Genomic DNA, 12,132 nt, shown 5'->3' on the forward strand with positions numbered 1-12,132 from the left:
AAATTTTCGACAGATTGTGACAAATGTGTGACATTTGATTTGGCACGGGATAGGCATTCTTTTCATACAAATATAGAAAAAAGGGCTCTAGAAGGAGAGATGAAAGATGGAAGAAAGGAGCGCTGCCGGTTATCCTTTTTCAAACCAGCATCCATATTATCCGGTTTACCCGCATTCCCACATGAATCCGCCTTATCAGCCTGTTCCGAATTACTACAGCCAAGAACCGGCCCAGTATACTCAGCCTGCGGGCCACGGATATCAGCTTTCACCGGTATATCATCAGCCGGTGGGGCAACATATCGATCCGTTTCCAGCCTATCAGCAGCCCGTCAATTATCATATGCAGCAAGTTCACGCCTTTCCTTATCCGAATCCATATCCGCTGCCGAGGCCAAACCTCCATCAGCCTTCCCAATTCCAGAGCTTTTTGTCGCAGTTTAAGAAAAAGAACGGGCAGTTTGATTTTAGCAAGATGATGGATACGGCCGGTCAAATGGTGAGCACCGTCAACCAGGTGGGAGCGCTCGCTAAAGGTTTTATCGGTTTCTTTAAGTAAAAAAAGCATGGATGATGATCATTCATGCTTTTTCCTGCGCGGGAAATGAAACGGTCAGAACATTTTTGTTCCATGATGTTTTCATCGTTTCTTCGCGTACGGGATACGGCAGCAGTACGGTTCTTGACAGACTGGTAAACGATGACGAATCACCGGCGCTGTTTTCTTCTTTTAGGGCGAAGTGCAAATACCTTGACTTGGCTTCGATCATAATGTCGCCGTTTTGAAACGACTCGGGAACGGTAATATCGACGTGAAGCCCTTCGCTGTCGTCCCTGATATGCATGGAAATGCTTGACGCCTCGAGCTGATCAGATATGATTTTTTGAAACGAATTTAATATTTCGTGGAAAGGGGAAGAATAGAACAATTGTTCAATGGCTTCCTGAAATTCGTCTTTTTTGCTAAGAGAGTGATTGTCATTTTCTTTATGATTCATCCGTTTTCACCTCAATTTTTTTTACTTTCAGCTTATGCAGGGGCATTTGATATGGTTAAACGATTGATGGGATTTTGAAAGTGTGGTTAAATAGTGGGGAATCCAGAGATAATGTTGAAAGCCGCCATAAAAGAGGCATATTGAAAGGAGCCCAATTGCATTGCTGAAAAAATTATTCGGTTTAGGCCAAAAACAGGATGAAGTAAAAGAAGAAACCGTTTTTTCGCCGGCTGACGGACGGGTGCTGGATCTTTCAAAAGTGCCGGATCCCGTTTTTTCTCAAAAAATGATGGGGGACGGAATGGCCGTCGAGCCTTCCGCCGGTGACATCGTATCGCCTGTTGACGGTGAAGTGATACAGCTGTTTCATACGAAGCATGCGATCGGTATCCGCTCGCTGTCCGGAGTGGAGCTGTTGATCCACATCGGGCTGGAAACCGTGAATATGGAAGGGGAAGGTTTTACCGCTCATGTAAAAGAGGGGGATAAGGTAAAAGCAGGAGACCCTTTGATTACATGCGATCTGGAACTGATCAAAGAAAAAGCGAGCAGTACGATTACTCCTGTCGTCATTATGAACGGGGATGCGGTAGAGCGCGTCACCAAGCATGAAGAGGGAGAAGCGAAAAAAAGCGAAACCAAGCTGATGGAGCTGAAAGTCAAGTGATGAAAAAAGGCAGAGAACCACTCTCTGCTTTTTTTTATGGATTCGCCTCTTTCAGAACGAACGGACATTCGCTAAAATAGAAAGAGGAGAGGTGACAGTATTGTTTCAAAAACGAACTTTGACAGACATGATTCAGTTTCTGAAAGAGGACGAGGCTTTCAGCAAACAGATTGTTCATTGGCATACAATTGAAGAAAAAGAAGCGGAATACCGCGATTTTCCGGAGCGTTTGGATGAGAATATCGTCCGCGCGTTAAAGAAAAGAGGGATCGAGAAGCTGTATTCCCACCAGGCTGAAGCATTTCAAGGCAGCACCAGCGGGCAAAACGTCACCCTTGTGACGCCGACCGCGTCCGGAAAAACGCTTTGCTATAACCTGCCCGTCTTGCAGCGCATTACCGAAGATCCCGATGCGCGGGCATTATACCTTTTTCCGACAAAAGCGCTGTCACAGGATCAAAAAAGCGAGCTGAATGAATTGATAGATGAGATCGGTGCATCAATTGCTATACATATGACGGCGATACATCACCGGCGATCAGGCAGAAAGTCAGAAAAGCCGGCCATATCGTAATCACAAATCCCGATATGCTTCATTCGGCGATTTTGCCCCATCATACAAAATGGGTGTCCCTTTTCGAAAATCTGAAATATATCGTGATCGACGAGCTTCACGTGTACAGGGGTGTTTTCGGAAGCCATGTTGCTAACGTCATTAGACGGCTCATGCGCATCTGCGCGTTTTACGGAAGCAGGCCGCAGTTCATATGCACATCGGCGACGATTGCCAATCCTTTGGAGCTTGCCGAGACGCTGACCGGTCAGCCGATGCACTTAATTGCTGACAACGGGGCGCCGTCCGGCAGAAAGCACTTTTTATTTTACAATCCGCCGATCGTCAACCGGTCGCTTAATATCAGAAAAAGCGCGACGCTAGAGGTCAGGAAGCTCGCTTCCGAATTTTTGAAAAACCAGATCCAAACGATTGTCTTTGCGAGAAGCAGGGTCAGGGTGGAAATTATTTTAACGTACCTCCAGGACGTGATGAAGCCGATTGTCGGCGCCCATTCGATTCAAGGCTACAGAGGCGGCTATCTGCCGAACGAACGGCGGATGATCGAAAAAGGGCTCCGCAGCGGGGAAATCAAAGGTGTCGTCAGCACAAACGCCCTTGAACTCGGCGTTGATATCGGCCAGCTGCAAACATGCATTATGACAGGATATCCGGGTACGATCTCAAGCGCGTGGCAGCAGGCGGGACGAGCCGGAAGAAGGCACAACGAAGCGCTGATCGTCATGGTCGCAAGCTCTGCGCCGCTCGATCAGTATATCGTGCAGAATCCCGACTATTTTTTCAAGCAAAATCCGGAAACAGCGGTGATCAATCCGGATAATCTCGTCATTCTCGTCGATCATATAAAATGCGCCGCTTTTGAATTGCCTTTTAAGCGGACCGATACGTTCGGCGAAACAGAGATTGAGGATATTCTCGAATATTTGGCAGAAGAAAGGGTTCTCCACCTGAGCGGGGACACGTTCCACTGGATGAATGACGCTTTTCCGGCCCACGGCATCAGCCTCAGGTCAGCTTCACAGGAAAACGTCGTCATCATCGACCAGTCGAGCCGGGAAAAAGCAAAAGTGATCGGTGAAATGGACAGATTCAGCGCGATGACGCTCCTTCATGATGAAGCGATTTATTTGCATCAAGGAATTCAGTATCAGGTTGAAAAGCTCGACTGGGAGGAGAAAAAAGCGTTCGTGCGCGAGGTGAAGGTCGATTACTATACTGATGCAAACCTGGCCGTTTTGCTGAAAGTGCTCGAAATCGACAAAACAAAGGAAACAGATGAAGCGGCATTCGGATTTGGTGATGTGACGGTACAAGCAAAAGCGACGACTTTCAAAAAAAAGAACTAATTGACCTTTTAGCCATGTTTTTTTAAGTTTATTATGAAGACTTTTTGCAAATTCCAGATTTTCTTAATAATTAGGGTTAGCTTTGCCTATCCCAATGATCAAAAGCGGCGCGTTTCACCAACTTTTTCCTGGCTACGCTTCTCGGGAAGCAATACCCGCTGATTTGCCGTATCAAACTCCACCAACAAGTATATGATATATAGGCGAAATAACGTAAGTCTAATACACATCTCTAGGCTATAGCTCGGCAGCTGTTTTCATCATTCTGAGTTTAAAACAAGGCTAATATGATTGAAAAGTACGCCAGAGTTGATCGAAAGAAGGGTTGCGTTCTTACATCTTCAAGCTACAACAATATTACTCGGCAAACTCACCACGATAAAAACATCGGTTGATTCTGTTTTGTATATAAGTATATAATTATATAGTGATATATAGGCTGGAGGTGTACTAAGTGAATAAAACAATTATCGAGATGGATAAAGTGGCAGAAGTATTAAAATTGCTCGGGGATAAAACACGTTTAACGATGGTAGCTATTCTTAAACAGCGCGAATGTTGTGTTTGTGAATTTCTCGAAGTATTTACGATGAGTCAGTCTTCCATCAGCCAGCATCTTCGTAAACTTAAACATGCTGGATTATTGAATGAAGAAAAAAGAGGTCAGTGGGTTTATTATTCGTTAAATACGAAAAGTGAATTATTTGGATTAATTGATGAGCTATTAAAACATATACCAGACCAAACAGAGCAAATCAAAAAAATGAATGCGAGCAAGGTTACAACTCGTTGTAACTGCTAATAACAGATGGGAGGGGAGCTTTAATTAATGAGAAATACAGAAAAAAAACTATTGTCTTTTCTTGACCGCTATTTAACACTTTGGATTTTCCTTGCCATGGCGATCGGGATTGGCATGGGGTTTGTCTTTCCCACTTTCGTAGACGGATTGAACCATTGGCAAATAGGAACAGCATCTATACCACTTGCGATTGGGTTGATATTAATGATGTATCCGCCACTTGCCAAGGTACGTTATGAAGAGATGGGAAGGGTTTTTAAAGATATAAAAATCCTTTTGTTATCGCTTGTACAAAACTGGATTATCGGCCCGATTCTCATGTTTTTATTAGCCATTGTATTTTTGCCTGATAAACCAGAGTATATGGTTGGACTCATTATGATTGGTTTAGCTCGTTGTATCGCCATGGTTATTGTGTGGAATGATCTAGCGAAAGGTGACACTCAATACGCGGCAGGGTTGGTTGCTTTTAACTCTGTTTTCCAGGTACTATTTTTTTCAGTTTATGCTTATATCTTTGTAACTGTCATTCCAGAGTGGCTTGGTAACGAAGGTGCAATCGTTGATATTACAATGGGCGAAGTCGCAAAATCTGTATTTATTTACTTAGGTATTCCGTTCATCGCTGGAATGTTGACACGCTTAGTATTAGTTAAAGCAAAGGGCAAACAGTGGTATGAGAAAGTTTTCATTCCGAAAATCAGTCCAGTTACACTTATCGCTTTGCTGTTTACCATTATTGTGATGTTCTCTTTAAAAGGAGATATGATTGTAAGTTTGCCGTTTGATGTGGTCCGGGTTGCGATTCCATTACTCATTTACTTTGTCGTGATGTTCTTTGTTTCGTTCTTCTTAGGAAAGAAATTCGGGTCAAATTATGGAGTTACCACAACATTAGCCTTTACAGCAGGAAGCAATAACTTTGAGTTAGCAATTGCGGTGGCTGTTGGTGTATTCGGCATTCATTCGGGTGCTGCATTTGCAGCAGTTATTGGCCCTTTAGTTGAGGTACCGGTCATGATTGGATTAGTGAATGTTGCTCTTTGGCTACGTAAAAAATACTATAGCGCAAATATCAAAGCATGATGCATGAAAGGTTGGATGTAAAAATGAGCAAAGAAAAAAAGACGATTTACTTCCTGTGTACAGGGAATTCTTGTCGAAGTCAAATGGCAGAAGGGTTTGGCAAAAAGTATTTAGGTGATGTATACAATGTTTATTCGGCTGGAATTGAGGCGCATGGCTTGAATCCAAATGCCGTAAGAGCAATGAAAGAAGTAGGGATAGATATCTCAAATCAAACATCCGATATGATTGATCCACAAATATTAAACAAGGCTGATTTTGTCGTTACTTTATGCGGTGATGCCAACGATAAATGCCCAATGACACCCCCACATGTCAAACGTGATCATTGGGGATTCGATGATCCAGCTAAAGCAACAGGAACTGAAGAAGAGAAATGGGCTGTATTCCAGCGTGTTCGAGATCAAATTGAAGAAAGAATCAAACGGTTTGCGAACGAAGGAAAATAAAAACAAGTTGAAAGGTCCTTCAAAATAGAAGGGCCTTTCATTTTGTTTACAAAAACTTTTCCATTGCCATCACATCAACATACTGTCCATCTAGAATCCCTTGATTTTTAAAGATACCAACTTGCCTATACCCCATTTTTTTGTATAAACTTTGTCCCAGCCCATTAAAGGGAAACGTAAATAGAACGATTTTATAAAATTCATTTTCTTTAGCTGTCTTTTCAAGTGCTTAAAGAAGTAGGCTACCCACTTCTTTTCCACGAAATGAACGGTCAACATAGACAGAAAGGTCAGCCACGCCTTTATAAGCACAACGGTGGGAGTAAGGGTTTAAGGAGGCCCAGCTCGCAATTTCTTCTTTTGATTCGGCTACAAGGATAGAATAACGTCCTTGGTGTTCCTGAAACCATGTTTCAATATAGTCCATATCCTTAAAATCTTGCTCCAGTGTCGCAATCCGATCTTCAATGCCCTGATTATAAATATTCAAAATAAATGGCAAATCGGTAGGAACAGCTTTTCGAATGTATATGTTATGTCTATCAAATATATTGGAGAAGTTTTTTGATATAAATGGTGATGGGTACGGAGATTTGTGTGTGTCATTGAAAAGGTAGATTATATTCACACTTGGGGCATCGATCTTTCAGCGATTGGAACACCAATCATAAACGGACAGAGGAGCTATGGGAAAAGCTGAATTTTGCTAATCCGACCCTGATGAAGTCAAGCACGTCATCCTAATGGTGAAGGGAATGGGCGGCGCCATGGATTTGGTCAACGGGTTAAACGAATCGTTGGTATCATGGAGCACGTCAATAAACATGGGGAATCGAAAGTGAAGAAACAATGATTCCTCCCGCTGACAGGATAGAAAGTCGTGCATTGGCTGATCACTGATTTGGCTGTTTTGATTTTGATAACGAGCATATGACACTGACTGAGCTACAGGAAGGCGTCACGCTTGAAGAAGTATATGAAAAAACAGAAGCTGACTTCGCAGTATGCCAGTCAGTCATTGGGCCAAAATCTTAAACGGGAAGGTATATGACATGAAAAAAACAAGTAGCTCTGGTGACAGGCGCAGCCGTGGATTTGAAATCGCTAAGGAATTCGCCCGTGAAGGCGCCGATGTTATCATTTCAGATAGGGGTCCATGCGACAAAACACGGAAAATATACGCTAAGACATTTTTTGTATGTGTTAGCTTTCATCGTTAGATTTGTTTTAGTTCATGACCTTCCACAATCGAGATTTTTCCTGGTAGAGGGAGTTAATAATATAGAGATTAATATAAAAACTGAATCCCTTTAAAAATAAAGGAATTCAGTTTTCTTTACTATGAACCCTTTGGTATTTCTGAAAGCTTTCCATCCTCGATATAAACGACTCGATCACATAAATCTAACATTCGTTTATCATGGGTAACCATTAAAGCTGCCTTTTCATTCAGTCTCACTTCGTCCGCCAACATTTTTACAACAGTACGACCACGTTCTGAATCAAGGCTTGCTGTGGGTTCATCCGCAAGAATAATCTCTGGATCATTCATCCAAGCCCGGGCAATCGCAACGCGTTGACGTTCACCCCCAGATAAGCTTTGTGGATAGCTATCACTACGATGTTCCAAGTCAAGCCGTTGGAGAAGCCCATCGGCTCTTTGTTCTGCTTCTTTATTATGATTTTCAGCTAATTTTGAAATAAGAAGTAATTGGTCCCGGACCGTTAAATAAGGTATTAAATTAGACGATTGAAACACAAACCCTATTTTTTCTAATCTGATACGATTCATCTTTTTTTCAGGTAACTTACTAATATCTTTGTCATCAATAATAATACGGCCGTTTGTCGGAGAAAGTAATGCCCCCGCAATCGAAAGAAATGTACTTTTACCAGATCCTGAAGGACCAACAACAGCAACAAATTCACCAGCCTTGACTTGTAAAGACACTTTATCAAGGACTTTTACTGACGAATCGCCATCTCCAAATACTTTATCAATCTTATCAAGAACTAGTTTATTATTCATTATGCAGCCCTCCCAATGGCTTCAATAGCATCGATTTTTGCAACTCGGTATAGAGATAGTAATGATCCAATCACTGAAACAACAAGGAATAGACCTGAAGAACCTAGAACCAATTGCGGCGTAAGATCGAATGGCATACTTTTTGGTAAAATAAACGCTACTCCATATGTCAGGGCAATACTGATCAGGAGGCTTATAATCGTTAGCAGTAATACTTGGGAAACAATATTACGTGCTAAATATCCCGTTTTTGCACCAATGGCCTTTAACACACCAAATTGGTTTATTTTCTGTATTGTAATAACATAGAAGAATGCGGCTAACACAAAAGCTGCTATTACAAAGAGAAAGGCAATCATCATAATAAGTGAGCCTTGTTCCTCTGAGTAACCTGGAATCCCTTTTAGTGCTTGGCTTTTGTCAATCACGTTAATCCCTGTTATATTCTTTTCAATTTGATCAGCTTTATCTTGACTTGCCTTTAAAGCAATTGCATTGAAAAGCATTTGTTTATTTGCAGACAGCTTATGAATAGCGCCCCACTCTTTAAAATTCATGTGAATAACAGGTGCGTGGCTAAAGGATTGTCCTTTTGTAAAACCAACGATTTTAAATGTTTTACCGGAGAATTGATCTTTTATATGATCATCTAATTTCAATCCATCCTCTTTTAACGAACTGTCTGCGACAACTTCATTAGTTGTCGTGTTATTGATCATATGTCCCTCAACCACATCAGGAGCCAAAAATCCATTCATATTCAAGGCAAAAAATGTTGCATCAATTTTTTTAGAAGACTCATTCTTAGTAAATGTCGTCATCTGTATGCCTAAAGGTGCTGTCGACTGACTTTCAGTATATTTTTGAATATCTTTCAGCTTGCCCTCCGATAATAGTGAGCGGTTCAAACGATTGTCAGCTTCTTTCTGAATCACAAGATAGTCTGCATTCATCTTTTGAATGGATGAAGCATTGTCAGAAGATAATCCTTTTGCAAGTCCTGAAACAAAAAGGACGAGCCAAGCGATTAGAACCATAATTAGTCCAACGAGAAAATAACGTAACTTAGCATGTTTAAGTTCTCGTAAAGCAAGAAACATATTTATTCCTCCATTCTATATATTTAACCTTCAACGGCCTTGATTAAACTATAGAACGGGAATATGAACGGAAGATGAACAGAAAATTACATTACATTTTTGGCAGATGAATATGAAAAGTTCTTACCCTATTTGGCTTTCAACCTGAATTTGCCCATTATGCAATTCAATAATTTTTTAGTAATAGCAAATCCTAAACCACTGCTTGCTTTTTTACGAATTCTTGCCTTATTTGCTTTATAAAAGCGATTAAATATATAAGGTAGGTCGGTTTTTGAAATTCCTATGCCTGTATCCTTGATCTCTAGGTGATGTTCATTATTTTTTTCCTAGCTTTATGGAGATTGCATCTCCGTTTTCAGTGAATTTGATACTATAGTGATAAGATTTGTCCAAACTTGATGGAGTAATTGCTGATCTGCATAAATGAAAGCAGAAGGAAGCTCCATATCAATGGCTATATCTTTTTCACGCCAATTCCATTCAGTCATAAATAACACTTGTTTAATTTGATCAACAATATTTCCAATATTTCCTCTTTAATTTTTTGTAACTTACGCCTAGAAGACCAAAAACTGATGAGGAAAAGACCAAGTATGCTCTATATCTTATAGAACAAGGGGGGAATGGACAGGTGCAGCAGTTGAGAAGGCTGGTATCTCTCGTATGACTCTGGAAGTTTTTCTCGTTTTTTCACAGCTAAAATGCCCTCCTTTGTCCGTCAAAGCTGCTAGAGAAGGGACTCCTCCAATGGTCTTTGAAATGTCGATTGCCACCGGTATTGTACTAAACTTTTTGTAAGGGATGTACCAAGGTGCATCCAAACAGCGTAAAGAAACGAAGAGATAATGGCAATAGCAGAAGCGACCGTAATACTGCCATTATTTCGAAGAGATGCCTTTTTAGCAATTGGAAGTGTTTATGCATCGGTAAGGCAAAAGCAGCAGCGGCTGTCCTCAAAAACTAACTTAACCATTTTGCTCCTCTATAATAGTCATTGTAAGAAGTATGAAATAAAATCAATAATAACAATGGGACTCAGGCAGAATAGGGGAAAGTAGTATCAATTTCCATCGGTCATAGAATTTCTTGCTAATCATATAGATTAAGTTAGTAATGAAAATACTAAAGATTAAAACCAGAATAACCACCTTTTCCCCGTTTTGTGATAAACTCGGCAGTAATTCCAGTAAATGCAATCACAGCAATTACTACAGGGAGCTTGCCAAATCGCAGACCAATTGATTGTTGGTAGTTAATAACTCCCACCGCAGCAGTTATAAAGAATAAGAGTAACTCCACAAGCAGTCATGAAGCACCTTGTTCAATCCATCAACTTTTTATAACCTTAAATTGAAGTAGCAGATATAAAATAATTAATCCTGCAATACTTCCCTGGAATCAGAATATGTAGGTGTTTCGTTATCAGATACCAACTGACAAAAGGAATACAAGCAAAGCAATTTGTAAAGTGATTTTAATTAAATTCATTGGTATTATTCCGCTATTTCCAAAAACAAAAGCCATCGCGCTAGATGGCTCTTTTTACGAGTTCATACATCATGAAAATAAATTCATTTTTATTGCTCTGTATCTCCAGAAGTTGAAACCTGGACATGGCGTTGAGTAAAGACTTTCTTAGCTATTGTTAGAGCATTAAGGACACGAGGAAAACCTGTATAAGGTATTAACTGAATAATAGCTTCTACTACTTCTTCAGGAGTTAAACCTGATGTAAGAGCAGTATTAATATGAAGCTGAAGCTGCGGTTCTGTCCCTTGTGTCACAAGTGATGACATGGTTACAAGTGCACGTTGTTGGTTTGTTAATCCTGGACGTGAGTAAATGTCTCCATAAGCAAATTCAATGATGTATTTTGAAACATCAGGCGCAATATCCTCAAGTTCATCCGATATTTTGAGATGAGTAGAGATTTCCTTATTATTAGTCAAGGTGTATTCCATTAATTTGTCCAACCCCTGATGTAAACGATCTTTTTCCACTTTAAACCCTCCTACATATAAACGTCAGAATGACTTTTCCTTTTAAATTCCTAATGTAACTCTTTTTCTTTTATTCGTAAAATACATATAAATAATAGAACCTATTCAATTTAGTAATAGATTGGTGAAGAAGCGGCTTGTTATTATAATGTTATCTTTGAAATATAATCTAAGAATGCTTTTGTGGCATACGAAATGTATTTTTCTTTTTTTAAAATAATACCTAAACTCCATGGAATTTTAGGAGTGGTAATAGGAATTGCCTTAATTTTATCCTGATTTATTTTACGAACAATCGATTGTGGAAAAAATGTAACACCGAGATTATGTTCCACCATATCGCTTATAAAATCCCATTGGGAACTCTTATATGATATTTTAGGTGAAAATCCAGCATAACTACACTCCTGAATAATTCGATCATGCAGCGTAAAATCTTGACTGAATAAAATAATTGGTTCCTCTTTTATATCATTTATGGAAATTTCGGATTTGTTTGCAAGATGATGAGAATGATGAACAAATAACATCAACTCTTCCGAAGTTAAGGGAATAATGTTAAATAATTCTTGATCAACAGGCAGCATGACTACCCCAAAATCTAGCTTTCCCTCTTCGACCATCTGTTTTACTTTATTGGCACCATGTTCAACTAACTCAATCGTTATATCTGGAAATAACTCTTTAAATCCTTTGATGATTTTTTGGAAAAATAAAACTCCAATAACTGGGGGTAAACCGATTTTTATTTTTCCTCTTTTTAGATTTATCATGTCATATAAATGAGAATTTAAATCAGTAAGTATATCGAAGATTTTTTCCGCATGATCAAAGACAATCTCACCTGCATCAGTCAGTTCACTGTGCCTCGCAGAACGGTCTAATAGTTCAACCTCTAATTCTTCCTCTAAGCTTTTTACCATTTTACTTAGAGTAGGTTGTGATAAATGAAGAGATTGAGATGCCTTTGAGAAACTTTTTGATTTAGCTACCTCCATGAAGTAGCTAAGCTGGCGAATATCCATTCTTGTGTTTCTCTCCTTATTACTTTTTGTTATAGTATTTATGATTTTTATTC

11 protein-coding genes and 5 pseudogenes are annotated in these 12,132 nt (G+C 39.9%); 9 read left to right on the plus strand and 7 right to left on the minus strand.

Features of this window, described 5'->3' with window-relative positions; genetic code table 11:
• Positions 1–106 precede the first annotated feature (106 nt).
• Positions 107–559, plus strand: coding sequence for a YppG family protein (locus MHB78_RS11145; RefSeq protein WP_046130804.1), 453 nt, complete (start codon positions 107–109; stop codon positions 557–559).
• A gap of 22 nt (positions 560–581) precedes the next feature.
• Here MHB78_RS11145 and MHB78_RS11150 read toward each other — a convergent pair whose 3' ends face one another.
• Positions 582–998: an Hsp20/alpha crystallin family protein gene (locus tag MHB78_RS11150; RefSeq protein ID WP_046130803.1), complete on the minus strand. Its 417-nt coding sequence runs from the start codon at positions 996–998 to the stop codon at positions 582–584.
• A gap of 160 nt (positions 999–1,158) precedes the next feature.
• Between MHB78_RS11150 and MHB78_RS11155 the strand changes: the two genes are divergently transcribed.
• The 5 genes and pseudogenes from MHB78_RS11155 to arsC all read left to right on the plus strand — a co-directional run bounded on the left by MHB78_RS11155 (position 1,159) and on the right by arsC (position 5,922).
• The gene (locus tag MHB78_RS11155; RefSeq protein ID WP_046130802.1) at positions 1,159–1,665 is read left to right on the plus strand and encodes a PTS glucose transporter subunit IIA; all 507 of its coding nucleotides are present in this window, start codon (positions 1,159–1,161) and stop codon (positions 1,663–1,665) included.
• 100 nt (positions 1,666–1,765) lie between these two features.
• Positions 1,766–3,576, plus strand: a pseudogene (locus MHB78_RS11160) (DEAD/DEAH box helicase); the annotation flags it as partial.
• Positions 3,577–4,039: 463 nt separating this feature from the next.
• Positions 4,040–4,387 carry a metalloregulator ArsR/SmtB family transcription factor gene (locus MHB78_RS11165; protein WP_046130801.1) on the plus strand — a complete coding sequence of 116 codons (348 nt, stop codon included), beginning with the start codon at positions 4,040–4,042 and terminating at the stop codon, positions 4,385–4,387.
• Between the two features lie 27 nt (positions 4,388–4,414).
• A complete protein-coding gene (gene arsB, locus MHB78_RS11170) occupies positions 4,415–5,473 on the plus strand; it encodes an ACR3 family arsenite efflux transporter (protein ID WP_046130800.1) in 1,059 nt (352 codons plus the stop codon).
• Positions 5,474–5,496: 23 nt separating this feature from the next.
• Positions 5,497–5,922 carry an arsenate reductase (thioredoxin) gene (gene arsC, locus MHB78_RS11175; protein ID WP_046130799.1) on the plus strand — a complete coding sequence of 142 codons (426 nt, stop codon included), beginning with the start codon at positions 5,497–5,499 and terminating at the stop codon, positions 5,920–5,922.
• Positions 5,923–5,968: 46 nt separating this feature from the next.
• Here the strand turns inward: arsC and MHB78_RS11180 are convergent.
• Positions 5,969–6,454: pseudogene (locus tag MHB78_RS11180) on the minus strand (arsinothricin resistance N-acetyltransferase ArsN1 family A).
• A 178-nt stretch (positions 6,455–6,632) separates the two neighbouring features.
• Here MHB78_RS11180 and MHB78_RS11185 point away from each other — a divergent pair.
• Together MHB78_RS11185 and MHB78_RS11190 are read left to right on the plus strand one after the other, a co-directional pair.
• Positions 6,633–6,957: pseudogene (locus tag MHB78_RS11185) on the plus strand (CoA-transferase); the annotation flags it as partial.
• Positions 6,958–6,993: 36 nt separating this feature from the next.
• Positions 6,994–7,088: pseudogene (locus tag MHB78_RS11190) on the plus strand (3-hydroxybutyrate dehydrogenase); the annotation flags it as partial.
• Positions 7,089–7,261: 173 nt separating this feature from the next.
• Here the strand turns inward: MHB78_RS11190 and MHB78_RS11195 are convergent.
• The 3 genes from MHB78_RS11195 to MHB78_RS11205 all read right to left on the minus strand — a co-directional run bounded on the left by MHB78_RS11195 (position 7,262) and on the right by MHB78_RS11205 (position 9,353).
• Positions 7,262–7,951 (minus strand): ABC transporter ATP-binding protein, encoded by a 690-nt coding sequence (locus tag MHB78_RS11195; protein ID WP_046130797.1) that lies wholly within the window; start codon positions 7,949–7,951, stop codon positions 7,262–7,264.
• Positions 7,951–9,051, minus strand: coding sequence for an ABC transporter permease (locus MHB78_RS11200; RefSeq protein WP_046130796.1), 1,101 nt, complete (start codon positions 9,049–9,051; stop codon positions 7,951–7,953). The genes MHB78_RS11195 and MHB78_RS11200 overlap by 1 nt, the downstream gene beginning before the upstream one ends.
• A 128-nt stretch (positions 9,052–9,179) precedes the next feature.
• On the minus strand, positions 9,180–9,353 hold the full coding sequence (locus tag MHB78_RS11205; protein WP_082094097.1) for an ATP-binding protein: 174 nt from the start codon (positions 9,351–9,353) through the stop codon (positions 9,180–9,182).
• 257 nt (positions 9,354–9,610) lie between these two features.
• Here MHB78_RS11205 and MHB78_RS11210 point away from each other — a divergent pair.
• Positions 9,611–9,726: pseudogene (locus MHB78_RS11210) on the plus strand (recombinase family protein); the annotation flags it as partial.
• A gap of 905 nt (positions 9,727–10,631) precedes the next feature.
• On the opposite strand, the gene MHB78_RS11215 reads toward MHB78_RS11210, so the two are convergent.
• Both MHB78_RS11215 and MHB78_RS11220 read right to left on the minus strand, forming a co-directional pair.
• Entirely contained in the window at positions 10,632–11,054 is a 423-nt protein-coding gene (locus MHB78_RS11215) for a carboxymuconolactone decarboxylase family protein (protein WP_046130795.1), read from the minus strand.
• A gap of 143 nt (positions 11,055–11,197) precedes the next feature.
• Complete coding sequence (locus tag MHB78_RS11220) at positions 11,198–12,079, minus strand: LysR family transcriptional regulator (protein WP_046130794.1); 882 nt, start codon at positions 12,077–12,079, stop codon at positions 11,198–11,200.
• Positions 12,080–12,132 lie beyond the last annotated feature (53 nt).

The organism is Bacillus sp. FSL K6-0138 (assembly GCF_037982765.1).
Taxonomy (GTDB): domain Bacteria; phylum Bacillota; class Bacilli; order Bacillales; family Bacillaceae; genus Bacillus; species Bacillus glycinifermentans.

Coding starts and splice junctions, on each gene's coding strand:
- MHB78_RS11145 (WP_046130804.1), top strand. CDS start 107: ATGGAAGAAAGGAGCGCTGCCGGTTATCCTTTTTCAAACCAGCATCCA.
- MHB78_RS11150 (WP_046130803.1), bottom strand. CDS start 998: ATGAATCATAAAGAAAATGACAATCACTCTCTTAGCAAAAAAGACGAA.
- arsB (WP_046130800.1), top strand. CDS start 4,415: ATGAGAAATACAGAAAAAAAACTATTGTCTTTTCTTGACCGCTATTTA.
- arsC (WP_046130799.1), top strand. CDS start 5,497: ATGAGCAAAGAAAAAAAGACGATTTACTTCCTGTGTACAGGGAATTCT.
- MHB78_RS11195 (WP_046130797.1), bottom strand. CDS start 7,951: ATGAATAATAAACTAGTTCTTGATAAGATTGATAAAGTATTTGGAGAT.
- MHB78_RS11200 (WP_046130796.1), bottom strand. CDS start 9,051: ATGTTTCTTGCTTTACGAGAACTTAAACATGCTAAGTTACGTTATTTT.
- MHB78_RS11220 (WP_046130794.1), bottom strand. CDS start 12,079: ATGGATATTCGCCAGCTTAGCTACTTCATGGAGGTAGCTAAATCAAAA.